At 40.7% G+C, this 24,116-nt stretch carries 23 protein-coding genes and 1 tRNA gene; 10 read left to right on the top strand and 14 right to left on the bottom strand.

Annotated elements, in window-relative coordinates:
- The 6 genes from M9899_10150 to M9899_10125 form a co-directional block, all read left to right on the top strand.
- The coding region (locus M9899_10150; GenBank protein MCO5114521.1) for an SDR family NAD(P)-dependent oxidoreductase at window positions 1-591 on the top strand (591 nt) is incomplete at its 5' end.
- A gap of 260 nt (window positions 592-851) precedes the next feature.
- Window positions 852-4,304 (top strand): DNA polymerase III subunit alpha, encoded by a 3,453-nt coding sequence (gene dnaE, locus M9899_10145; GenBank protein ID MCO5114520.1) that lies wholly within the window; start codon window positions 852-854, stop codon window positions 4,302-4,304.
- A gap of 5 nt (window positions 4,305-4,309) precedes the next feature.
- Window positions 4,310-5,320 (top strand): hypothetical protein, encoded by a 1,011-nt coding sequence (locus tag M9899_10140; protein MCO5114519.1) that lies wholly within the window; start codon window positions 4,310-4,312, stop codon window positions 5,318-5,320.
- Between the two features lie 40 nt (window positions 5,321-5,360).
- Window positions 5,361-5,960, top strand: a complete 600-nt coding sequence (gene lipB, locus M9899_10135; GenBank protein ID MCO5114518.1) for a lipoyl(octanoyl) transferase LipB — start codon at window positions 5,361-5,363, stop codon at window positions 5,958-5,960.
- A 165-nt stretch (window positions 5,961-6,125) separates the two neighbouring features.
- Window positions 6,126-6,737 carry a hypothetical protein gene (locus M9899_10130; GenBank protein MCO5114517.1) on the top strand — a complete coding sequence of 204 codons (612 nt, stop codon included), beginning with the start codon at window positions 6,126-6,128 and terminating at the stop codon, window positions 6,735-6,737.
- 44 nt (window positions 6,738-6,781) lie between these two features.
- Window positions 6,782-7,306: a hypothetical protein gene (locus M9899_10125; GenBank protein MCO5114516.1), complete on the top strand. Its 525-nt coding sequence runs from the start codon at window positions 6,782-6,784 to the stop codon at window positions 7,304-7,306.
- Between the two features lie 273 nt (window positions 7,307-7,579).
- On the opposite strand, the gene M9899_10120 is transcribed toward M9899_10125, so the two are convergent.
- Window positions 7,580-7,655: transfer RNA gene (locus M9899_10120), tRNA-Val, on the bottom strand.
- 214 nt (window positions 7,656-7,869) lie between these two features.
- Here M9899_10120 and M9899_10115 point away from each other — a divergent pair.
- Window positions 7,870-9,219 carry a hypothetical protein gene (locus M9899_10115; protein MCO5114515.1) on the top strand — a complete coding sequence of 450 codons (1,350 nt, stop codon included), beginning with the start codon at window positions 7,870-7,872 and terminating at the stop codon, window positions 9,217-9,219.
- Between the two features lie 11 nt (window positions 9,220-9,230).
- On the opposite strand, the gene M9899_10110 is transcribed toward M9899_10115, so the two are convergent.
- Entirely contained in the window at window positions 9,231-10,202 is a 972-nt protein-coding gene (locus M9899_10110; protein MCO5114514.1) for a hypothetical protein, read from the bottom strand.
- A 213-nt stretch (window positions 10,203-10,415) separates the two neighbouring features.
- On the opposite strand from M9899_10110, the gene M9899_10105 reads away from it, so the two are divergent.
- On the top strand, window positions 10,416-11,141 hold the full coding sequence (locus tag M9899_10105; protein ID MCO5114513.1) for a PilZ domain-containing protein: 726 nt from the start codon (window positions 10,416-10,418) through the stop codon (window positions 11,139-11,141).
- 158 nt (window positions 11,142-11,299) lie between these two features.
- Here the strand turns inward: M9899_10105 and M9899_10100 are convergent, their stop codons facing one another.
- Window positions 11,300-11,899, bottom strand: a complete 600-nt coding sequence (locus M9899_10100) for a M23 family metallopeptidase (protein ID MCO5114512.1) — start codon at window positions 11,897-11,899, stop codon at window positions 11,300-11,302.
- Between M9899_10100 and M9899_10095 the strand changes: the two genes are divergently transcribed.
- Window positions 11,876-12,583, top strand: coding sequence for a chalcone isomerase family protein (locus M9899_10095; protein ID MCO5114511.1), 708 nt, complete (start codon window positions 11,876-11,878; stop codon window positions 12,581-12,583). The two genes, M9899_10100 and M9899_10095, sit on opposite strands and share 24 nt — an antisense overlap.
- Before the next feature lie 159 nt (window positions 12,584-12,742).
- Here M9899_10095 and M9899_10090 read toward each other — a convergent pair whose 3' ends face one another.
- Both M9899_10090 and rpiB read right to left on the bottom strand, forming a co-directional pair.
- Entirely contained in the window at window positions 12,743-13,981 is a 1,239-nt protein-coding gene (locus M9899_10090; GenBank protein ID MCO5114510.1) for a serine hydroxymethyltransferase, read from the bottom strand.
- 98 nt (window positions 13,982-14,079) lie between these two features.
- The gene (gene rpiB / locus M9899_10085; protein ID MCO5114509.1) at window positions 14,080-14,514 is read right to left on the bottom strand and encodes a ribose 5-phosphate isomerase B; all 435 of its coding nucleotides are present in this window, start codon (window positions 14,512-14,514) and stop codon (window positions 14,080-14,082) included.
- A 107-nt stretch (window positions 14,515-14,621) separates the two neighbouring features.
- On the opposite strand from rpiB, the gene M9899_10080 reads away from it, so the two are divergent.
- Window positions 14,622-15,161 carry a GNAT family N-acetyltransferase gene (locus M9899_10080; protein MCO5114508.1) on the top strand — a complete coding sequence of 180 codons (540 nt, stop codon included), beginning with the start codon at window positions 14,622-14,624 and terminating at the stop codon, window positions 15,159-15,161.
- Window positions 15,162-15,292: 131 nt separating this feature from the next.
- On the opposite strand, the gene fabF is transcribed toward M9899_10080, so the two are convergent.
- From fabF to M9899_10035, 9 genes are all read right to left on the bottom strand, one after another.
- Window positions 15,293-16,549 carry a beta-ketoacyl-ACP synthase II gene (fabF, locus tag M9899_10075; GenBank protein ID MCO5114507.1) on the bottom strand — a complete coding sequence of 419 codons (1,257 nt, stop codon included), beginning with the start codon at window positions 16,547-16,549 and terminating at the stop codon, window positions 15,293-15,295.
- 108 nt (window positions 16,550-16,657) lie between these two features.
- Window positions 16,658-16,891 carry an acyl carrier protein gene (acpP, locus tag M9899_10070; protein MCO5114506.1) on the bottom strand — a complete coding sequence of 78 codons (234 nt, stop codon included), beginning with the start codon at window positions 16,889-16,891 and terminating at the stop codon, window positions 16,658-16,660.
- A gap of 164 nt (window positions 16,892-17,055) precedes the next feature.
- Complete coding sequence (gene fabG, locus M9899_10065) at window positions 17,056-17,802, bottom strand: 3-oxoacyl-[acyl-carrier-protein] reductase (GenBank protein ID MCO5114505.1); 747 nt, start codon at window positions 17,800-17,802, stop codon at window positions 17,056-17,058.
- A 60-nt stretch (window positions 17,803-17,862) separates the two neighbouring features.
- The gene (fabD, locus tag M9899_10060) at window positions 17,863-18,816 is read right to left on the bottom strand and encodes an ACP S-malonyltransferase (GenBank protein MCO5114504.1); all 954 of its coding nucleotides are present in this window, start codon (window positions 18,814-18,816) and stop codon (window positions 17,863-17,865) included.
- A 20-nt stretch (window positions 18,817-18,836) separates the two neighbouring features.
- Window positions 18,837-19,823, bottom strand: coding sequence for a ketoacyl-ACP synthase III (locus tag M9899_10055; protein MCO5114503.1), 987 nt, complete (start codon window positions 19,821-19,823; stop codon window positions 18,837-18,839).
- 123 nt (window positions 19,824-19,946) lie between these two features.
- Window positions 19,947-20,126, bottom strand: a complete 180-nt coding sequence (rpmF, locus tag M9899_10050; protein MCO5114502.1) for a 50S ribosomal protein L32 — start codon at window positions 20,124-20,126, stop codon at window positions 19,947-19,949.
- Window positions 20,127-20,214: 88 nt separating this feature from the next.
- A complete protein-coding gene (locus tag M9899_10045) occupies window positions 20,215-20,742 on the bottom strand; it encodes a DUF177 domain-containing protein (GenBank protein MCO5114501.1) in 528 nt (175 codons plus the stop codon).
- Window positions 20,743-20,988: 246 nt separating this feature from the next.
- The gene (locus M9899_10040) at window positions 20,989-21,855 is read right to left on the bottom strand and encodes a hypothetical protein (protein ID MCO5114500.1); all 867 of its coding nucleotides are present in this window, start codon (window positions 21,853-21,855) and stop codon (window positions 20,989-20,991) included.
- A 163-nt stretch (window positions 21,856-22,018) separates the two neighbouring features.
- Window positions 22,019-23,986: a thioredoxin family protein gene (locus tag M9899_10035; GenBank protein ID MCO5114499.1), complete on the bottom strand. Its 1,968-nt coding sequence runs from the start codon at window positions 23,984-23,986 to the stop codon at window positions 22,019-22,021.
- Window positions 23,987-24,116: the final 130 nt, after the last annotated feature.

The raw sequence follows: 24,116 nt of genomic DNA, 5'->3' as shown, positions 1-24,116 counted from the left end.
GATGTGACAGATCGTAAAAGTGTGGAAGTTTTACCGCAAAACCTACCTCAAGCTTGGCAAGACATAGATATTTTAGTGAACAATGCAGGGCTTGCCAGAGGTGTTGACCTAGCCCAAGACGCTGACCTTTCTGACTGGGAAGAAGTGATAGACACCAACAATAAGGGCCTAGTGTATATGACCCGCACCCTTTTACCTTCCATGCTCAAACGCAACCATGGTCACATTATCAATATTGGCTCTATTGCAGGCAGCTGGCCTTACAAAGGCGGAAATGTCTATGGAGCCAGCAAAGCCTTTGTCAGACAATTTAGCCTTAACCTCAGAACCGACCTCCACGGCACAGCTCTTCGAGTCACCAATATCGAACCTGGCTTAGTCGGGGAAACCGAATTTTCTTATGTCAGATTTAGAGGCGATGAAAATAAAGCCCAAGAACTCTACAAAAACACCCAAGCCCTCACACCCGAAGACATCGCCGAAAGCATCTACTGGGCCAGCGCCCAACCCAAGCATGTAAATGTCAACAGCATAGAAATCATGCCCGTCGCCCAAACCTACGCAGGCCTCATCGTCGACCGCCATCCCTAGAAGAGTGAAGGTTTAAATCATATCCTTCTCAAAACCCCCAAAGACCGACTCGGGTGCAAAGCGTCTTCGGCCTACGTTACCCTCTGGGTCCTTTCGGCCCCACAGGCCAACGCTGGTCGGATACGCATTGCTCGCTCGGATGGGGCTTTCGAGAAGGATATGATTTAAACCTTCACTCTTCTAGCGATGGCGGGAGCTTCTGAGAGTGGCGCGCTGTGTTTTAAATGTTAAAACTCTCTGCTTTTTCGTAGACTTGATAGATGTCGTTTGTTCACCTTCATACCCATAGCCATTATTCCTTGTTAGAGGCGTCGAACTCTATTGGGGGACTGGTGAAAAAGGCGGCAGAGTATAAAATGCCTGCTTTGGCTCTGACAGACTCCTCAAATATGTTTGGGGCTATTGAGTTTTATTTTGCATGTGAAAAAGAAGGCATTAAACCGATTTTAGGTCTAGAGCTCAGGCTTCCTGAAACCCCAGAGACACCTTTGCAGAACCCGTCAGCTTTTGGAAAAATTGTGCTGCTGGCTCAAAGCCACAAAGGTTACCAAAACTTATGTGCTTTAAGCACGCAGAGCTATGCCCACAAGGTAGAGCTTAACGCAGACCTTCCCTTTATAGATTGGGACAGTTTAAAAACCTACAGCGAAGATTTGATCTTACTTACAGGTGGACACGAAGGATGGCTATATTTTTTGTTTAATCAAAAAGGGGAAGAGAAAGCTCTTACAGGTGTTCGGTCTTTGCATGATATTTTTTCTGATCGTCTTTATCTTGAAGCCAACCGACATGGCTTAACTTACGAACCTCAGTTCCATCCCTTTTTAAATCAGACCTCACAAGCTTTAGGCGTTAAAGTGGTGGCTACCAACAATGTGCATTACCTCAATCAAGAAGACCAAATTGCTCAAGAGGTTTTGATCTGTGTAGGTACGAACAAAACTCTTCGTGATGAAACTCGATATAGATTAGGCACAGATCAATTTTATTTGAAATCTGCAGAGCAGATGCAAGCCCTTTTTGCAGCCCACCCTGATTGGGTGACCAACACCCTAGAGGTGGCCGACCGCTGTAATTTAAAACTTAAAACCAAAGACGAAAAGGGCCATCAGATTTATCACCTGCCTACTTATCCCACTGAAGGGGGCAGGGACCTAGGTGATGAACTTAAGGCCGTGGCATTGCAAGGACTAGAAGAACGGTTTGAAGAGTTAAAATCCAGAAATGAACTGAATGAAGATGAAAAACCTAAGTACTATGAGCGTTTGGATTTTGAACTTCAGGTTATAGGCCAAATGGGCTTTAATGGATACTTTCTTATAGTCCAAGACTTTATTGGCTGGGCGAAGAAGAACAATATCCCCGTCGGACCTGGTCGTGGATCAGGTGCGGGTTCTCTGGTGGCGTACAGTCTTAAGATCACGGATCTTGATCCTTTACGCTATAATTTGATTTTTGAAAGATTCTTAAATCCAGAGCGTATCAGCATGCCTGACTTTGATATAGATTTCTGTCAGGATCGTCGTCCTGAAGTGATTCAGTATGTGACTGAAAAGTACAGCCCTCAAAGTGTGTCCCAGATCATCACTTATGGAAAGTTACAAACTCGCGCGGCCATGCGTGACGTGGGACGTGTATTAGGATTTTCATTTACAGAGGTCAATCATATTTGCAAACTGGTTCCTGAAAAATTAGGGATCACTATCTCTGAGGCTCTTGAAGCAGAACCACAGTTTGCAGAACTGATGGAACAAGACCCACAAGTGCAAACCTTAATTGATCTGGCATTAAAGATTGAAGGTTTAGTCAGACATGCGGGTATTCATGCTGCGGGTGTGATCATCGCTGATGGTCAAATTATGAACCATGCTCCTTTGTACATAGGCGCAGACGGAGAAAACGTTGTTCAATACGACATGAAGCATGCCGAAAAGATTGGACTGATCAAATTTGACTTTTTGGGTTTAAAGACTTTGACTCATATTCAAAAGGCCTTTGATTTTATTAAAGCCAATCGTGGAAAAACCATAACTCATGCACAAATCTCCATGTCAGATCCTGGAATTTATGAGCTGATGCAAAAAGGGGATACGGCAGGGGTCTTTCAATTTGAAGGCGCGGGGATCACCAGTTTGATTGTCAAAGCTAAACCTAGTCGCTTTGAAGACCTAGTGGCTATTACGGCCTTGTATCGACCTGGTCCTATGGACATGATTCCAGATTATTTAAAACGTAAACATGGTGAAACTTCCGTTAAATATATTTTCCCTGAACTTGAGGCTATTCTAGAAGAGACCTACGGGATTGTGGTTTATCAAGAGCAAGTGCAACTCGTGGCCTCAAAGATCGCGAATTACAGTTTGGGCGAAGCCGATATGCTTCGTCGTGCGATGGGAAAAAAGATTGCTTCAGAAATGGAAATGCAAAAAGAGCGTTTCCTTAAAGGAGCCAGAGAAAATAATTTTGATGAGAAAAAAGCCAATGAACTTTTTGATATGATGGCGGAATTTGCCAAATATGGTTTTAACAAATCTCACGCCGCCGCCTACTGTGTGATCACCGCACAGACCGCATGGCTTAAGCATTATTACCCTGTAGAATTTTATGCCGCACTGTTAAGTACAGAGATGAACAATACAGACAATGTGGTCAAGTACACCAAAGATGCTGCTAAAAAAGGAATTAAAGTTCTACCACCATCAGTGAATGTCTCTGAATATCTATTTACCGTAAATGGGGATGATATTATTTTTTCTTTAGGGGCTATTAAAGGTGTGGGTGGGGCAGCAGTAGAGTCCATCATTCAAGCAAGGGCTGAGCAGCCCCAGCAGAAGTTTGAAACTCTGGATGATTTTTTTGCTTCGGTGGATTTGCGCAAAGTGAATAAAAAAACTATTGAAAGTTTAATTAAGGCAGGGGCTTTGGATGAGTTTGGGTACAATAGACGTGAACTGCTAGACAGTTATCCCTTATTCATTGAAAGCCAAGAGCGTCAGCGCAAAGATAAAGAACTTGGTCAATTTGATCTATTTGCAAACCTAGATACAGAAGACAGTGTGCAAAAGGTGATTGTTCCTAATAAAGAACCAGATAACCCACGTTCTATTTTAAATGACGAAAAAGAGGTATTGGGATTTTATCTGTCGGGACACCCTTTGGAAGGCATGGATCATTTTTTTAAAACCAAAACTTTGATTGATCCCAAGACCCATAAAGAGATGACGCAGTGGTTGGGGATGATCACGGATAAACGTGAAATCATCACTAAAAAGGGAACAAGAATGGCCTTCTTACAAGTTGAAGATGAGTTTGAAAGCTTTGAGGCCATCATTTTTCCAGATGCGTATGATAAATTTAAAATGGAGCTGCCTTTAGACGTGCCGTTGGTCTTTACTGGAAAAATGGAGATCGAAGAAAACCAAAAGAAACTCTTTATTTCCAACGTGCAATCCATAATGGGGGAATTGAGCAAAAAAAATAAATTAGTCATTAAAACCAAAGACCAAGAGCTGATCAAAGTGTTGCCACTGCTTGAAGGTCTAGCGGTGAGCCACCCAGGAAAAACCCAACTTTACTTGAATGTAGAAATGCAAGACGTCAAACGTAACGTACTTATGAAAGTGTCTAGTGAAGAGGGCATTTACCCTGAAGTGGAATTCTTGCAAAAATTAAACAAACTTTTTCCGTTACATAATATTTATTTCGACCAATAAATCCCATGAAAAAAACAATAATCTTTTTTTTAATCACATTTTGTCTTCTTGTTAAAGCTCAAGAAGACAGTCCCCAAAATACAGTAAACTCCTTAGCGCAAACCCAGAAGACCGAGAGAATACAGACTCAGAACGAGGGGTCTAAAGCAGTGCAGGCAAAGACCTCGTCAACCAAAGTCAAGGAAGTACAATCTCAAACTTCCAAGTCAGACAAGAACGCCAAGATTAAAGAGATGGATTCTAAAGAAGAGGCCTTATCCACCAAAGATCCACTAAAAATAAGAGCCCTGCCTTACATCACTTTGATCAATGCCGAAAATATGTCTTCCTATAAATGGTGGACTGCCAAAAGCAAAAAAGTTCCAGAGGTTTACAAGGAAATTTTAAAGAAAATTGTTGAAGAGTTAAAACAGGATAACATTTTTTTGGGCTTTAATTTTGTCACCGTCAAAGAATTTACAGCAGACACTGTGGATCAGTTAATACAGAATAACACTCAATATTTGATCTCAGGAAATATGATCTATGATACCGAAAAGCCTGAGGAATTTATTTTAAAAGACATTAAAGTGAATTCTTTAGCAGAACCTTCAGATATTTTTATTCCCGAATCAGACAAAGATATTGTGAATATAGAACAGGTGGGGGATCTCGGCCAAAGAATGAAGACGTTCTTTCGTAAGGATAAGGTTCTTTTGGTTCCAGAGGAACCCCAGCTCTTTGTGCAGTTTAAAGCAAGTCTTACTTACCACGAGATTGAAAAGATCATGGACCAGATCAAAGAGGCTTTTAAAGAGATCAAGGGATTTCGAATTTATAGTTTTTCTGGAGACGAGGTCACCTTTTCTGTGCGCCCAGCCACCATGTCTATTCTTAAAGAGATTTCTAGATTGCACTTTTTAAAAGGACCTTATAAGAAAGAAATTGTTGAAGAGACCTTAATATTAACCCCAATGACGGAAGAAGATTTTGCCAAACCGAGCAGCACCCCAGCGCAAGCCCCCAGTTCTTATTAAGCCTCTAAAGGTTGCGTCGCAATGGCTAGGCCTTGTGTCTATGGCTGTGGGGCAAGAGCTGCAGAAGGAAAAACAAGACTTACAAGATATGGACTCGGCTTACATACTGGGCTGTGAGCATGAAGCTGTCTTAAGTGTGGGGCGAAGCTTATGGAAAGACTATGAGGAGCGCAGATCAGATTGGGATATTAGAGATCATGACATGGATATGTATTTGGTTTCTCGTGGTGGAAAATTAACAATCCACAACCCAGGGCAACTGACCATTTATCCTATTATGAACATCAAAAAGTTACAGATGGGGATTAAAGATTATTTAGAGTTTTTATTTAAAGTGACCCAAAAGACCTTTCTTGGTTATGGAATCAAAACTGAAATTGATTTTGAAAAGAACTACGGGATGTACATTGAAAGCAAAAAAATAGTCTCTGCAGGGCTCTCTTACTCTCAAGGTTGGGTGGGGCAGGGCCTTTCTATAAACTTACAAAACGATCTTGAAATCTTTAAAACCATTGATGTTTGCGGAATGAGCTGCATGCAAATGACGTCCGCACAAAAATTGGGTTATGACATTACGCCTGCACATTTCTTTACAAGTTGGCTTAAGAACTTTTCAGATTCGGCAGAACTAAAAATCTAACTTTTTATTTTCAACGTACATCCCAGCTTTCTAAGGCCAAAGGTCTAGTAAAATGATATGGTCTACATGATATTGGTTTTAATAAATATTACGTTGTAAGGACATAAAAATCTTTTATCATCATAGCTATAGACACACCTTGGGTTCTCTATATTGGGGGATTTTATGTTAAAAATAATACTGATAAGTCTGTTAAGTTTTTCTGTGGCTCATGCAGGTGAAATTGCCGATGGTACAGGTAGTGGTAAGCCTCGAACCCAGCCACAACCGCCAAACCCTAAAAATACAGTAACAAAAAATAAAATTCCCCAGATTCTCCAAGAACTTCATAAGTCCCAACTCGAGCTGCAAAAGTCAGAAGGCGCATCTTGTCCTGAGGGAAACTTTGACGTCCACGCAAGTGGAAATGATACACAAGTGACAATTTTTGACAGGAAAGAAGATGGCTTTTATTTCGGAAATGGAATTGTGTTTTCTGTATCTCCTAGTAGTCGAAGAGAGTATTCAGACATGGTAAAAACTCAAACAGGAACCTTGGCTTGCCATAATGTAGTCACTATAGAAACTCAGATGAGAGATAAGGTAAATATTAAAAGTATTGAGACTTTAGAAAGAACCTGTAATGGAATAAAAACTACAACTAGAAAAACTTTTGAAATCAATAAAATTCGTGGTGGAAAATTAAACGTACTTTATAAAAGCGAAACCTTAAATGATAAGGGCACATCATGGTCCACAGACCAACTGTGCTTATACAAACCACCTCGTCAGTTTTAAATTATCTTTTTTATATCTACGACATAATTTGATAGGATAGTTAAATGTCAGTACAAATGGTAAGTTATTTCAGAGACGATATTGATTCAGCTTTAAAAAATGAAGTTGATGGGGTTGCAAATAAACTTTTGTCCATTCTCAATCGTGATGAGATTTACAATCAGATTTGTCTTAGCAATCAGCCAGGAAAATCTAGCCATGATATTCAGAATTGTTTTTTAACAGAAGCGCTTGAACTCGGCTTTACCTCTGAAGCTAAAGGACTCTTTAAAGATGCTACCAATCAGCTATTGAGACCTGACTATTATCTCCCTATCAAAGATACAGGTATTATTTTGGAAGTTGAGAGAGGAAAAGTCACTATCAACAATATGGACTTGCTGGATTTCTGGAAATGTCATCTTTGTGAGAAAGCAAACTTTCTATTTTTAATGGTTCCTCAAGAATTGCGACAAAACAGGGATATGAGTCCAAGAAAAGAATTTAATACCGTTTATAAACGCTTAGCTTCATTCTTTGAATCGGACAGATATACAAATGTGTGGGGACTCGTTGTATTTGGGTACTGAGTTTAATTTATAGAGCTAAGTATTACTTAGCTCTATAAAGCTATATAAAAACAGAGTTTTCTAATTCTTATTTTAAACTCCCACTTGCGATATCCAATCCTTAATATGAGATGAAATTCTCTCAATATCACGAGTGCCTAGCATCTAACCAGCTGTGTTAGCTTCAATGTACTAAGTATAGATAATTGTTAGTGATTGTTTTTCTACAGATATTTAATGAACGAAATAAGTGCAAAAACATCAATTTCAAGAAACACTATTGGGATTTGCGATTGGTGCGGAGTACAAGACTCGAACTTGTGACCCCCAGCTTGTCGAGCTGGTGCTCTACCAACTGAGCTAACTCCGCATAAGATAGACTAAAGTTGGAACCCTCAAACTACACAAATCCCCTCGGTCAGGCAACAAAAAGGGGAAAAAAAGAAGGCTTTTTCTCTTTGGTATTATATATGATTTTGATCCACTTTAGCCTGTGGACTCTCAACTTTGACCTCTCACTTTATATATAATTTTTATGTCATCTGGACTGAGAAAAGCCCCTCTATCAACCGATAGTTTCGCGTATGTCTTGGACCCAAAATCTCAACGCAGTTACACCACTTGTGAGGACTATTTTAAAGCCTATCGTAGGCTTTTGGAGAGGTGGGGGACTGCTGCTCTTAGTTCTTTGCTTGGCTTTAGAATCTTGGGCACAAACAGGAACACCACAGGCCAGTTCTTCCCGTGACATGGAAATTTGCTTAATAAATCCGCAAAAAAATAAAAGCCTAGAGTCTTTAATTTTAGAAATCGAACCCCGATCCCAAGTGCAAGTTGAACTTAAACGTCGAGCCCAGATTTTAAACCCCAGCCGAAGTCTTCAAGTTCCTGTTGAGTCTTACACTCAAATTTTACCTTGGAGTAAAAGACCAGATAAAGCTTGGGTGATAGAGCATTGTTATCGTGTAGGGTATGTGTCTGAAGAGGTTTTAACTCAAACTCCTGCAAGCATTTGGTCCTCTTTAAGCGCTAAAAATCTTAGGTTTACAGATATTGAAACGTTTTACTCTTTAAAAGAAAAAGAAATCGCCTTGATGGCTCCTCTTTCGCCTTCAGTCGTTCCTCCAGAAGTTCCAATAGATACTCAAGCACGGCATACATTCAATCCTCCACAGACAGACCCTCATGATTTTAAAGATTCGTCTACGGCAAAGCCAAACCAAGCTTTAAGATACGATTCACAGCAGACCCCTAAGATCGCTAAAATTTCAAATCAAGAGGTCAATAAGTATGAGTGGTCGTTGGTTCTAGGAATTATCAATGGGGCAGAATTTTCCAACGCAAAAGGAATGGGCATCGTGGATGAGATCAGTCTTTTAACCACGGGAATCGAGGTGGGGACCTCTAAGTACTTTACGGACTGGTTTTCTGTATATGGCCTGTATAGATACATTCTTATTGTCAATGCCGAGTCCAAAGACCTTACCCAATCTGATCTTGTGGGTGAATACGATCGCCAGCTGACTTTGGGCTTTAATTTGCATCTTTCAGATCATCTGAGTGTGGGAGCTAATCTTAAAGAAAGCAGATGGCTCCTATATCAAAGAACTACACCTATTTTTGTGCTTGAATCTTTTAGGCAACAGGTCAATATCGGTGCTCTAAAATTTGAATGGATATTCAACGAATCCACATTAGGAAAATGGGGACTGGTAGGCATATACGGTAAAGGCTTAGACAGCACAGATGAGTATAAAGCCAAAGACTACCATACGGCATTGGTTTTGAAAAATCAGAATGACATTTGGGCCTACGAACTTTCTTTGGCCTACGAGTTAAACAGCTACAAATACGGAAGCGGAGTCACGCCACCATCTTCCATTGCTGAAATCAACCGAAATAGATATTTATTTACAATACAAGTAGAATTTTAGATTTATTAAATCTAGTTTAAAAACCCTTCAATCAAACCAAAAACTAAAAAGCTGTATTGGTAAATCTCAGACATAAAATCTGGATCGCCATCTTGAAGCAAGAGTAGTCCTCTTTGCAAAGTGTTTTTATATGAAGAATACTCGGCCTCAGACAGAATCGCTTCACCCGTAAGTGATACCAATAAAGAACCATTGCTGATTTTTAAAACCGCTTGTCCTTGCGCAGGGAAATTTAAAAGTGTAGACAGATCAATCTCGGCCACCACACTAGAAGACGTGTCATCTCCTGTGATTAAAGCTCCTATAAGAACATTAAAAAACTCATCCATCCAACCTTTTTGATTATTAAAAGGAGGAATCAAAGGCACTCTGTTATTATTAGGTGCTAGAGTCACCAAAGCGTCTCTTAAGGATTCTAAAGCAGGTTGGTAAGTGGAAGCATCATCGTTCTGTGCGACATGTTCAGAGTAAGCACAAAAGTGAACCATAAACATATCTGATAGATCATAAGTGCTGCAATCAGCGATGAGTTCATTGATATGACGTAAAACAGAAACCACATCCCCATTGAGCGACACCTCTGCTGTCAGGTCGACTTTTTTGTCCGCACCTAGGTCAGTGGTTTTCACATCGAATTGACCAGAAAGCTGAACGCTGAGTGGATTGGGTGTTGAAAGCAGCAAAAGATCTGAGGACTGAACATCAAAGCGAAAACTCAAATTCCCTGCATCCCAATCTGTATTTTGAAGGTCGATCTCGGCATGGGCATCAATGATAAACCCAAAGGCATTGATATGATCTTGAGCGACATCTTCTAAGCGTAAGTTGATCAAAGACCAATCGGGAGTGGCCAAACTAGCCCGAGCAGGCTCTGCGATCTGAGTGTCAGCCCACGCGCCTGTCGTAAGGGTTGCGCTAAGTAAACAGGCAACAAAGCCACTAGATAGAGTTTTTTTTATAGATAAAGCGGACAAAATAGACATTATACACCCCTCATCGTTCATCCTGACTTAAGGTTAGGATTGCCAAAGTCGGGGCATAACACAAGGAGCCCTGCAGACGACGCGTTGCATTGGCAGAGCTTTTAAGATTAAAACGCATCAAAATGAGATCAAGGACTTAAGTCGCAGGGAAGTCTTGCCGAAGAGTTGTCTAGTGGGTGGGGTAAAAGCCCTAGGCCCTAAGGACAGTAGCTTATGCAAGTATATTTTACTTCTCAGGAAATACGTTTGTTAAGTCAGATTTGGTATCTTAAGTGTGGGCAGCGCTGGATGGGCCCTTACAGTTATCCTGAACTTTCGTTAATGATCTTATCAAAAAGTATCACCAGACATCAGTATGTGCGTTCTAATCTGGAAGACAATTGGAAAAAGATTACGGAGTACACTTGTTTTTCTCAAAAGTTTATTGAAAACTTCTTATACAATTACAGCCCTCGTAAAGAGATCGCACAAATTCGTTCTCATATTCGTATTGAATTACAATCCCATCCCATTGTGATCATTCATAATGGCAAGGTTTTAAATGCCAAATGCTTACAGCTTAGCGCAGGGGGTGCGCGTGTGGAAATCCCTTATGGAGAAGTGGCACTTAATGATGAAGTGAAGGTCCATGTTCCTTTTAATTCCAAATTTAAATTAAAATCTTTTAATTCTAGAGCTGTGATTCTAAGGCAAGAAAAATTAAGCATTGTAGATGGTAAAAACCACAGTGAAACTTTTAGTATTCAGTTTGTGGGGCTTAGAGCCAAATACAAAAAACAAATTCTTCGCTTTGTACAAAAAAAGGTGAATCACATCTATAGACAGATGAAGACCTTTGAAGCTTTGGAATCTCAGATCGACTTTGTCAATTTAGGTCTACGTCGCAGTGATTTTATGCGCGTGAACTCTGAAGACAATCCCATTATTTTAGCGGGATAAAAGTTAAATCATATTTTTAAAGCTCATAGCATGCAGATCGACTTATCTATCTAGGTTTGCACTGTGATGGCCCTGAGGACGACTCTTTCAAAAAAACTGTAAAACTTCAGAACTTGAGTCCATTTGCGTTGGGCAGGGTCTTTTTAATTTTTGAATTCTTATCTGGTTTTATATTTCATCGGTACAATTTTTAAAGGGTCTTGTGGGATCTTGTTGTAGTACACTTCAAAATGTAAATGCACACCTGAGGCTCGTCCTGTACGTCCCATTAAACCAATGATTTGGCCTTGTTTTACGGTGTCACCACTACGAACCTTAAACTGACTTAAATGCGAGTACAAAGTGGTCCATGAGGAATCATGTTCCACTAAAAGCATTTTCCCATACCCTTGAAACTTTTGCCCTGCATAAACCACTGTACCTGCTCTTGCCGCATAGATGGGTTGCCCTGATTTGCCCGCAAGGTCCACTCCACGGTGTCTGGGATTTTTAGGAGGTTTAAATTTTTGCGTCAATGTCACGTTGGGATCTGTGGGAGATGTCCAAGTGTTATAGGCGTTTTCTGTATCATAAGGTTTAAAATATCGAGGATCGCCTTCTTTAGGCGCGGTGGCACAAGACCCTGACAAGATTGCAATAAGAACTAGGGACATGAGAGTTTGCAACTTGTCAGCTGTAAAATTTAGATTAGACTTTAGGGTAAGTGCTAAAACACATTTTAAGGAGTTTATAGTATGAGCTTTAAGTTTAACAATCATCAGTCCTTTACTCGCCCTTTATTTTCGATTTCTACCATTATAGCCACTGCCGTGCTTCTCACTTTGACTTTTGCTGTAACTGCTTTTGCAGTGACACCTGTGAACAAAAAAGCAGAAGCCACAAAGTCCACTTCTGATTCTACCATAAAAAGTTTAGAAATTAAAAACGATGAAGTGGTTTTTACGACGTCTGCTGCAGAAAAAGCTTTAAAAAAACACGGCGAAGGTATTAGAAAAAAGAAAGTGGCTATTGTAAACGTAGATGTGTACAAAATTACTCTGTACACAACACAAGAACTACTATCTGAACAGAGTGAATTTAAAATTTTATCCTCACCACAAAAAGCCGTGGTGATGACACCCTTAAGAAGTTTTGGTGGGGATAAACTTAAGGAAGCCTTAATAGATTCTTATAAAGTGAACAGCATTGATGGAGAACAACAAGCCCATCAAGACTTTATGAAACTTATCAGTGCTGCAAAAATTCAAAAAGCAGAGCAAATTATCATTTTTGGTTCTAAGGATGCTAAAGCTGAAACCCTGTACATCAAAAGAGGCGAGCAGTTTGAAGCCATCACGGGCCACGAAGGTTTTGTGAACGAAGTTTTTGCTGTGTGGTTAGGTAAAACCGTAGACAAACAACTAGAATCCGTAAAACAATCTTTACTTGGCGCTGGCAAATAAAATTTGCAATCCCCATGTCAAGAAGTTTAGGTTTCTTCTAAAGTTAGATGCAAAAATTAAAGCGACGTCTATTGTCGCTTTAAAAAATTCTTTAGTTATAAAATAGATAATAAAAAAGGAAAGACGGCACCTCGTCTTTGCAAAAAGAAGAGGGGTGTCTTAACTTTTATAGATAGGGAAGTCTCTTGTGAAGGCGTAAACTTCCTGTTTGATTTTACTCAAAGTCTCGGCGTGATCAGCATGAGTCAGAGCTTCGTTCATCCACGCGGCAATCTTTCGCATCTCTTCCTCTTTCATCCCACGTGTGGTCAGGGCTGGAGTTCCAATGCGGATACCGCTAGTCACAAAAGGACTTTCTGTTTCGTTAGGAACTGTGTTTTTATTGGTAGTGATACCTGCTTTGTCTAAAACTTCTTCTGCTTTTTTGCCCGTTAGACCTTTATTGCGTAAATCAATCAGCATAAGATGGTTGTCTGTTCCACCGCTGACCAGCTCATATCCATAAGACATTAAGGCTTCCGCAAGAACTTTAGCATTCTTCACCACTTGATCAATGTAGTCTGTAAATGAAGGTTCTAGAGCTTCTTTAAACGAAACGGCTTTTGCGGCAATAATATGCTCAAGAGGTCCGCCTTGAATGCCAGGAAAGATTCTGGAGTTGATCAGTTTTTTATTCTCTTCATCACACAAGATCATTCCGCCACGCGGGCCACGTAAAGTTTTGTGTGTGGTTGTGGTGATAAAATGAGCGTGGCCCACAGGAGAGGAGTGGTGGCCTGTAGCTACAAGTCCCGCAAAGTGGGCCATGTCCACATGTAGTTTGGCTCCAACTTGGTCAGCAATGTCTCGAAATTTTTTAAAGTCTAACTCTCTGGGATAAGCACTGTATCCTGCAATGATCATTTTAGGTTTTACTTTTTTGGCTTGATCTAAAACATGATCGTAATCTATGCGGTGTGATTGAGGATCAATCCCATACCCCACCACATTATACAAACGGCCCGAAAAATTCACAGGAGACCCATGAGTCAAGTGTCCACCTTGGGACAGGTCCATTCCTAGAACCGTGTCGCCTGGTTCAAGGGCGGCCATATACACGGCCATATTGGCTTGAGATCCAGAGTGAGGTTGAACGTTGGCATGATCACATTTAAACAGCTTGCACGCACGATCAATGGCTAATTGCTCGATGCCATCCACAAACTCACATCCTCCGTAATAACGTTTTTTAGGATAACCTTCCGCATACTTGTTAGTCAGAATAGAACCTTGAGCCTGCATCACCGCTTGCGAGGTGTAGTTCTCTGAAGCGATCATCTCTAGACCAGAAATCTGACGTTCATTTTCTTGGGAAATCAGACTTGCAACTTCGGGGTCAGTTTGTTTTAAAAAATCCATGACAGTGTCCTTTATGGTTTAAATTTTAAAATCCATTTTGTATCTCTTTAGCCCTAGTCTTTTTAATTTGCTCTTATGTTATTCCGTATGAATGAAGACTAGTCCTTTTCAATTTTTTTGACTCTTTCTAAGTGTCGTCCACCTTCAAATTCTGTATTTAAAAAAGTTTGGAAGATCAAAAAATTAGTTTCAGTGTCTACAAGGCGTGAACTTAAACAAAGCACGTTGGCGTCATTGTGTTCTCTAGCCAGCTTGGCCACCTCTTCGTTCCAGCAGAGGGCTGCACGAATGCCGCCTTGCTTGTTGGCAGCGATAGCCATTCCTTGTCCTGAACCACAAATAAGAACCCCTAAGGTTTTAAAATCAGATTGACTCACTTTAAGTGTAAGGTGCCTAGCAAAGTCGGGATAATCGACTCTTTGATCATCAAAGGGTCCCAAATCCACCCAGGCTATATCCTGAAATCTGTCTTTTAAAGACTCTTTAAGGGCAAAACCCGCATGGTCCGAAGCAATATATATTCTTTGTGTCATAAACTATTTGTAGTATAGATGAGCCCTTTAGAAAAGCTTTTGTCTAAAGTGTTATGGATATTCCAAATTTCTTATTGTAAAGAAAAAGAAATAGGGGAGAAAGAACCTTGAAGTTGATATTAAGAGAACTCACCGCCGATGACGAGCGGGCCTTTAGGGAAGGTCTTAAAGATTGGGTAGGCGAAGACCCTGAGTGGTATTCGTTTGTTTGGACTAAAGAAATGACTCATAGTGAGCACTTACAAGTTCTTAAAGATCAAAAGGATAAAAACAAAATTCCATCCCACAGAGTACCTTCAACGATGCTTTATGGTTTTGTCACAGTAACAGAACATGGCAAGAGTAAAGAGGTCATCGTAGGTCGTCTGAGTATCCGCCATGAACTCAACGATTTTTTGTTTCAAAGGGGAGGGCATGTGGGGTATGCGGTGAGTCCTAAGCATCGCCAAAAGGGATATGCAACAGAAATACTAAGGCAAGGACTTCAGTGCTGTAAGGACCTAGGGCTTACAAAGATACTTATCACTTGTTCAGACTCAAATGTGGCTTCACAAAAGATCATTGAAAAGTTTGGTGGATGTCTTGAGAACAAGCTCTTTGACGAAGAGAAAAATGAATTTTTAAGAAGATACTGGCTAGAGCTTTAGGGTATAAAAATATCCGTTTTAAAAACACACCCCTTGATAAATCAAAGGGTGTTCTAAAGTTTAAATTTTATTAAAGATCTAAGAATAGTTTGTGCGTAAGTTTACCGACGTGGCTTGCAGCTTATGAAGGTTTAAATTTTACTAAAAATCAAAGAGCAGTTTGTACCACCAAAACCGAAGCTGTTATTTAAAACTGCGGATAAGGCCTTTTCTCTTGCCGCACCTGGGACATAGTCTAAACGACAGTTCTCATCAGGAGTTTCAAGGTTAGCCGTTGGGGGCACAACACCTGTGTGTAAGGCCATAATGGAAAATACACTTTCAATGGCTCCTGCGGCTCCTAAAGAGTGACCCATCACGCCTTTTGTGCTGCTCATCCAAAGTTTCTTAGCATGATCCCCAAAAACACTTTCTACGGCCATGCTTTCCAGTTCGTCTCCCGCAGGAGTACTTGTGCCATGGGCGTTGATGTACTGAATGTCTTCAGGATTGATTTCAGCGTCTTCTAAAGCCACACGCATAGCCAGTGCGGCCCCACGACCTTCAGGAGCAGGGGAAGTCATATGGTAAGCATCAGAAGATAAACCATAACCCAAGACTTCAGCATAAATCTTAGCTCCACGTTTTTTAGCTACTTCGTAGTCTTCTAAAATTAAAGTGGCCGCACCTTCAGAAAGCACAAATCCATCGCGAGTTTTATCAAAGGGACGGGACGCAGTTTGAGGAGAGTCATTCCGAGTGGAAAGGGCTTTCATAGCCGCAAACCCACCTATAGCCATACCACACACCACGGACTCAGAGCCTCCTGCAATCATCACATCGCAATGACCATCACGAATGTATTTTGCGGCTTCTCCAATCGCGTGAGCCCCAGAAGCGCAAGCCGAAGTCACGGTGAAATTAGGTCCTTGAAATCCATATTTCATAGAAACATGCCCAGGGGCTAAGTTAGAAATAGTAGAAGGAATAAAAAATGGAGAAAGTCGGCTGGGCCCTCTTTCCATAAGCACTTGGTGCTGCTGTTCGATATAAGGTAGACCACCTAATCCCACACCAATCAGTGTACCTACTCGTTGTAAATTGATTTTATCTAAATCTAAACCCGAATCTTTAATGGCCATATCCGTTGCGGCCAAACAGAAGGGGATAAAGCGATCCATTTTTTTAATATCTTTTTTGGAAACATAGGCTTCTGGATCAAAACCTTTAACTTCGCCTGCAAATTTTACGGCGTAATTTTCTGTATCAAAACTTTCAATTTTTCCAATTCCAGATTGAGCATTGATGGCCTTTTCCCATGACTCGGTCACACTTAGACCCAGAGGGGACAATGCACCCATCCCTGTGACTACAACACGTCTTTGTTCTTTGGGAGTTCTGTTAAACATATAAACCTTCCTTATTATGTTGGCATCTTTGAATTAACAGTTAAAAAAAAGACCCTTAAAAAACACCAATTGGCTTTTAAGAGTCTCTTTAAAATTTAAATAATAAAATTAACCTTGTTTGCTTTGGATGTAATCAACAACATCTTGAACTTTTTTAAGTTTCTCAGCATCTTCATCTGGAATTTCAAGACCAAACTCTTCTTCCATAGCCATGACGAGTTCAACGATATCCAGACTGTCAGCCCCAAGATCGTCAATAAAAGAAGCCTCAGGCTTTACTTTATCACCCTCAACACCTAATTGATCTTCAATGATTTTTTTAATTTTTGGATCTAAAGACATATTTCCTCCGTATTTCGATCTCTAATATTTTTTTTCTGTTAATTTAACCTAGTAAATATAAACTTTTAAATTTTCATTTCCACATTTAACTGCACTTAAGATGCTCTTTGTCATAACTCAAACTTCATATAGTGCCTATGACCTCTATAATGCCCCTAACGGCACTAGTCCATATACATTCCGCCGTTTACATGGAGCGTATGGCCTGTCACATAGGACGAGGCATCGCTTAAAAGAAAGATCACAGCCGCTGCAATGTCTTGCACTTCCCCTAAACGTCCTAAGGGGAGTCCTTCAGTGAGGGCTGTTTTCTGATCTTCAGACAGATTTTCAGTCATATCTGTTTTGATAAACCCAGGGGCCACCGAGTTGACTCGTATACCACGAGAGCCAATCTCTTTAGCCACAGACTTAGTGAAGGCCTCTAAGCCTGCTTTAGTGGCGGCATAGTTGGCCTGTCCAGGATTTCCCATAGAGCCCACCACACTAGAGATGTTCACAATGGAGCCTTTTTTTTGCTTCATCATGGGCTTAAGAGCCAATTTCGTAGTGTAAAAGCTGCCTCGTAGATTGGTCTGATATACATCATCAAAATCCTGAGATTTCATTCTTAAAAGCAGTTGGTCACGGGTGATACCTGCGTTATTCACTAGACCATCTAATTTTCCACCCCACTTCTCTAAAGCTTCGTTAAACGCCTTAGTGACAGAGTCTTCGTTATTCATGTCCATGTGTAAAAGCAGATGACCTGCACCTGGAAGATCACTGTGAAGTTTTTCCGCAGCTTCTTTAGACGCCCCATAGGTGATGGTCACTTTAGCACCTGCTTGCGCTAACAGTTGTGCGAGTCCCGCACCAATGCCTCGACTGGAACCTGTAATAAAAATATTTTTGTCCTGAACTGAGAACATGATTTCCCCCTCTATAAAACGCAAAAGCTAAAGTTTTGCTTTTGGCACTCAAGCCTAAATTTACGATAAACTTTTAATCTCTTCTAAGCTGTTGATGTTTTTAAAGTTTTCAAACTCAGGCAAAATCTTTTTCATAAGCCCTTTAAGCACTTGTCCTGATCCGACTTCAATGGCCCGAGTGACGCCTAGCTCACTTAACTTTTCCATGCTTTCAATCCAGCGCACAGATCCACTCATTTGAGTGACTAAGTTTTTACGAATCAATGCAGGATCAGTAGTTACATCTGCAGTGACATTTTGAATGATCTGACACTTAGGAGCATTAAAATTCATGCCTTCTAAAAGCACTTGCATTTTTTCTTGTGCAGGTAACATCAAAGAGCAATGGAAAGGGGCAGAGACCTTAAGAGGAATCACTTTGAGTCTTTTAGGTTTTTCCCCAGGCCATGGATACTGATCTAAATGATCAGAAAGCCAACTTAACACCTTTGCATGACCACTGATCACAATCTGTCCAGGAGCATTAAAATTAGCTGGTTCAAGTGCACCTAAACCACTTGTAGACTCGGCCCATTTGCAGATGCTCACCACATCACTGGCTTCTACACCCATAAAGGCGGCCATAGCACCTACGCCTGCGGGTACGGCCTCTTGCATGTATTGGCCTCGGTTTTTAACTGCCACAACAGCATCAGATAGACTTAAGACTTCGGCGGCGATGCACGCGGCATATTCACCCACAGAGTGACCTGCAACTGTACTGGGATTTAGCCCAAACTCTTCTTTTAAAACTAAAGTGGCTGCGGCAGACACAGTCACAATGGCGGGCTGTGTGTTTTCTGTGAGCATCAAAGTCTCTTCAGGGCCTTCAAAGCAGAGTTTTTTCATATCCACTGAAATGGCATCCGAACTCTCTTCAAAAGCTCTTTTAGCTGTGGTGAAGTTTTCAAATAAAAACTTTCCCATTCCTACGGATTGGCTTCCTTGACCTGGATAAACAAAAGCTAATGACATACATCTTACCTTGTTAAAAATTAGTATTTAATAAATAAACTTCCACTGGTCAGTCCACCGCCAAAGGCAGTGAACATGATATTTTGACCACGCTGAATGCGTCCATCACGAACGGCCTTATCAAGGGCTACAGGGATAGTGGCTGCTGAAGTGTTCCCCATGCGTTCAATTTCAATGATGACTTTGTCCATAGGAAAATCAAATTGCTTCACTACGGCTTCAACAATACGAGTGTTGGCTTGGTGTGGAACTAACCAATCAATCTGTTCTGCTTGCATTTTTGTTTCTTCTAAAACTTCCGCACAGCATTTCGCCATTGTACGTACAGCCGCTTTAAAAATTTCACGACCGTTCATTTTTACAAAGTGTAACTTTTCATCCACCGTATTCTGGCGGGCAGGAAGAGCAGAACCCCCTGCAGGAAGTGCCAACAGATCACCTAAAGACCCATCGGCAGCTAATTTGTGCCCATAGACCTTAGACTCTGAATTTTGATCCGCACGAGAGATGATTGCAGCCCCTGCACCATCACCAAATAAAATACATGTAGTGCGATCTTCATAATCGACAAAACGTGAGAGCACTTCAGCTCCCACAACAAGAATATTTTTATAGGCCCCAGAGCGGATCATTTGGTCAGCAATTGAATGACAATATAAAAACCCAGAGCAGGCGGCTGTAACATCTAAGGCTCCGCAATGAGAAGCCCCTAATTTGTGCTGGAGTACAGAGGCCGAGTTGGGCATGATTTGATCAGGGGTAGTGGTGGCAAAAAAGATAAAATCAATATCTTTGACCGAGATTCCTGCGGCTTCGATGGCACGTTCCGCAGCGACCTTAGCGAGATCACTGGTCACCTCATTGTCAGCGGCAATATGCCTCGAGGCAATGCCTGTGCGACTTAATATCCACTCATCAGAAGTTTCGACAAGTTTTTCTAAGTCTTTATTTGTAAGTTCTTTTTTAGGTAGGTAGGAACCTGTTCCTTTAACACACGACTGGTACATAGAAGCACTCCCCCAAGGCTTTGTAAGACTTAGATTTGCACTTTTAATTTTTATTTTTTGAGTTCACACAGCAAATCTTAAGTCGTAGGTCGCTGTCAGTTTAAACACCGACAGCGTTGCCAATTATAATTGAGCTGAAACGACTTCTTTACCGTTGTAGTAACCGCAAGATAAGCATAGGTGATGAGGCTTATGATAAGCTCCACAGTTTGAACACTTGCTTGCAGTTGGTGCTTTTAAAGCGTCATGAGAACGTCTCATCCCTTTTTTAGATCTAGAAATTTTACTCTTAGGCATCGGCATATAGAGACCTCCTCAAATTAGGCGCAAAAATAATATTAAGCCGTACAATTAAGCTACTGTTTTTACAGGCTTTAGTTAAAAAATCAACCTAGAATCTTAAATTTTTTAGAGCTTCAAAGGCATTAGAGCCTTTATTTTCGTCCTCACCCGTTAAAATGCCCTTTTTAACGAGGTTTTCGTACTCGGGGCAGGTGTCTAAGGGGTTCTCATCATGGGCGTAGAATTGAACAGGCTCTTCAAGCAAAATGGTCTCTCTGATGAACTCTTTAAAGTTCCACATCGCCGAGCGCACCACTAAAGAATTAGACTCATCACTTTTGGCCACATCCTCATCGGCGGCATCAAAAGAAGGGTCTAAACGCAAAAACTCTTCAATTTTAAGGTTTTGTGAATAAGAGGAGTCGGCCCCACATAAAGAACAGGGCAGGGCGCGCTTAAACTGCACCTTGCCATTGATATAGTATCCGTCTCCCGCTTTATGGATTTTAACTTGGCAGTTAAAATTAAACAAATCCAGCTCTTTAGGGTCGCCCCCCAAGGCTTCGTAGGAATCAAAAACCAAGCTACGGCCTTGATCATCAATCTCATTTAAAGGAATAAAACATAATTTAGACATAAAAAGGGGCTTATCATGGGCGACAGGAAAAAGATAGTGCCCCTTATATTCAAGAAAAAACTTCAGTCCCTATCCGCCAAGAATTGTAGCGATGAGAGACCAGATGGATCGTTGGGACGCAAAGAAGTTTTGCGATATTACTATATAGGGTTTGCATGCGGATCGGACTTCACTTTGGAAAAAATAAACCCACATGGTGACTGTGGGTTTTATTGTGTTGGTGTTAATAGCTGCGAATTTTATTTTCTAGGGGATCAATTGAATTTGAATGTTTGCAGAGACAACAGGACCCTGTGGCGACATCGCACGGCCATAGTATACTGTCTTTGCACAACCAGAACTGACATTAGCCAAAGACACCGTTTCACTTACAAACACTGCGCGATCATGAAAAGAAGCAAAGTGATCGTTTTTAGCGGGGCCATAATATCTTGTTCCACGAGACTGAAGTAAAAAGTAAGAGTCTTCGCGTTCTATATTAGGTCTATAAGGACTCCAACGAGGGGTACTCCAATAATCCACATCAAAACTATTATAAGCAGGGTAGTTAGGTGGAGTTAGACTGGAATAAGAGTATTGATTGATTTGTTCTTTATCCACACGTTTTAAAGCCGCATGAGTCACTAAAGTGTTACAATTTGAAATCTTCTTCCATTTCCAATCTCTAGAGTGTGCATAAGGTCCAAATCCTACAGTCAGTCTTGACGCTCCCATATAGCAAGAGTCAGGCTTATTGGTTTGAACATAAGTGGCCTTTTCTTTGTTTTTATTAGAATGAACCGTCCCCACAATAAGTGAAGCGGTGTTGATCTCTTTGTCTAAAGTCAGTTGCAATTCGCCATCAGTCTTAATACATCCAATCTCATGCATTTGATAAAAAGACTGGGCTGTATTTATACCGTGCATGGATAGAGTACGAATCACATCATAAGAATTTTGTGGGCGGATATAACCTTTAACGATGACATTGCTTGTTTCAAACTTTTTAACAAGCTGCTTTGCTTTTTTAATGTCGCTATGCTCTGAAGAAGAACCACCATTACCGCCATCATCACATGCTGTAAGGACACTTACAGTAAGTAGAGCGATCAAAATCAGTTTAAGGTTTTTCATAAAACACTTCCTCCAAATAAACTAATAGAAATACAAAAACAGTGCCAAGGGTGGGCCTTATCAGACCTCATATATCGAAGATCAAAAAAAGTAGGGCGCAATTTTGGCCCTACAGATTTAAAAAGTAAAAATAAGGGAAGCCCTTTAGGAAGGGCCTTTAGAGCTATTCTAAACATTTAGTCAGACTCTTTCCTTCGGGGTTTGAACTGCACAGACCACCAGCTTGCACAGTAAACTCAAGAGGCATAAGTGCAGATGTGAGATCATCTAAAGATAAAATCTTAGCCACACGTTTTAGTCTTAAAAGTTCAAGATACGCATTACTCCAGCCATCAAATCCACCTTGTGTAAATTTATTAGCTAGGTAAGAGGTGATATCTGTGTTGAGTGTCTTATCAAAAGTTTCATCAGTAGCAGGTTTAGAACCTAAAATTCCACCCAAGAAATCAGAGACAGCGTTGCCACTTTTTCCTTGGCGAGCGAGGTATTCCACTCGTACTCTTTGCATCAATTTATCAAGCTTTGATTCTCCTAGAAGGGCATTGGTGACATTGCTAGTTGTTAAATCAAGCTCCGTTCTTAGTGGTTTGAAGTAGTCAACGTAACCCGCTCTTTCATAATAAGCGATAATCTGGTCGACGTCTTTGTCGTCATTGATCACCATCAGTGCAATCAAATGCGGAAGGGCTCTGGAGTCGAACTTCTGCGCTTCACCCCACACTTGAATGGCCATATCAAATTGATTTAAACCTAAGTAAGCTGCTGCCATTAAATCTAAGTTATGACCATAGTGCCAATCTTGTTCAGGGGCGATTTTATATTTGTTAGCCCAATCAATATGAATTTGGTGAGCCAGTTTAAAATACTTTAAAGCCTCTTCCCAATCTCCTCTTTGCGGTAAGGTGTGACCATACATGTGTTGAGCATGGGCAGAACCTTTGGCGATGTCTTTTAAAATCGCAGCATGGTGTCTGGCCTTTTGCATATCATTGCGCATTTCTGCCACGTGGGTCAGATAGTGATGGGCTCCTGCGTTTTGAGGGTCTTTTTTAAGAATCTCGTTAAATACCTTATCAGGAGACGGCATCATAGAGATCAAAAGCCAAGTGATAAGTCCGTGTCCATCGTAGTTGTCTTTATCTACGGTGATCACATCTTGATAAGCAAACATCATGGGTTTTGTGCCTGCAAGTTCGTCTTGTGTATAACTAGAAGCTTTACTGATGGCTAAAGATTTACCAAACTGAATCCATACTTTGTCTTCGGCAGTCAGATTAGGGTCTTTAGAGATCTCCATAAGTTGTTGTACTGACTTTTTATTGAAATAATCTCCGTTAAAACTATCAATGTTGGTCATTGCCATAATCTGACCTACATAAGCCATAGGAGATTTAGGATTGGCTTTTGCAGCCATACTGAATGATCTGTAGGCATCTAAATAATGGAACACATGTATCGCAGCAATACCTTGATTGATAAATTTTTGTTCTGTCGTTGTAGGGTTTTTATAAAAAGTGGAAGGACCAAAATCATCTGTAAGTGCGATGTCAGACTCTAGCACGCTCACATCTACATTCCCCACGCGTGGAGGTTTCGGAATTTGAGCATCTACAGAAGATTTTAAATCTAAATGATCAGCCAAAGCCTGAACGTTGTGGAACATCGAAGGATAAAACATTTTATCTACGGCATCGGTTTTAGCATCTAAAACAAAGGCTTGAGGGTAGGCGTAATAAGAAATGTTAAGCTTTTCAGCCAGTTCTTTAGTTGAACGCAAATCCCCATTTAATTCCACAAGAACCACTTTACTTAATAAAAGCTCTCTTTTTTCATCGCTTTTAAGCATCGCAGAGAACTGTCTACATGCGGGACACCAGTCAGCACCAATAACAAGCATAATCTGTTTATTTTCTTGAATGGCTACTTGTTTAGCATCGTTATAAATTGTTTCTTGATTTAATTTTCCAGAATCACAAGTAGAATAAATCTTTCCACCACATTCTTGTAAGTATTTATCAATAGAAAATCCTGTACTTTGGGCAAAAGTCGACACCGAAAACAACACTGTGGTTGTTAATGTGGTCGCTAAATACGCGAAATTCTGTTTAGAAATGAGGGGTTTTATTGGCATAATAAGTCTCCATTTTGTTATTTTGATAAGACGTATTCAGCAAGTGATATACCCCTTCAAATTCAATATAGAGACTCTGACTGTCTAAGAATCACACAAGGGCAGTTTTAAGCCCCTTTTTTTAGGAAGG

This window comes from Pseudobdellovibrionaceae bacterium (assembly GCA_023954155.1).
Taxonomy (GTDB): domain Bacteria; phylum Bdellovibrionota; class Bdellovibrionia; order Bdellovibrionales; family UBA1609; genus JAMLIO01.
This window is presented reverse-complemented; position numbering and strand designations above follow the sequence as displayed.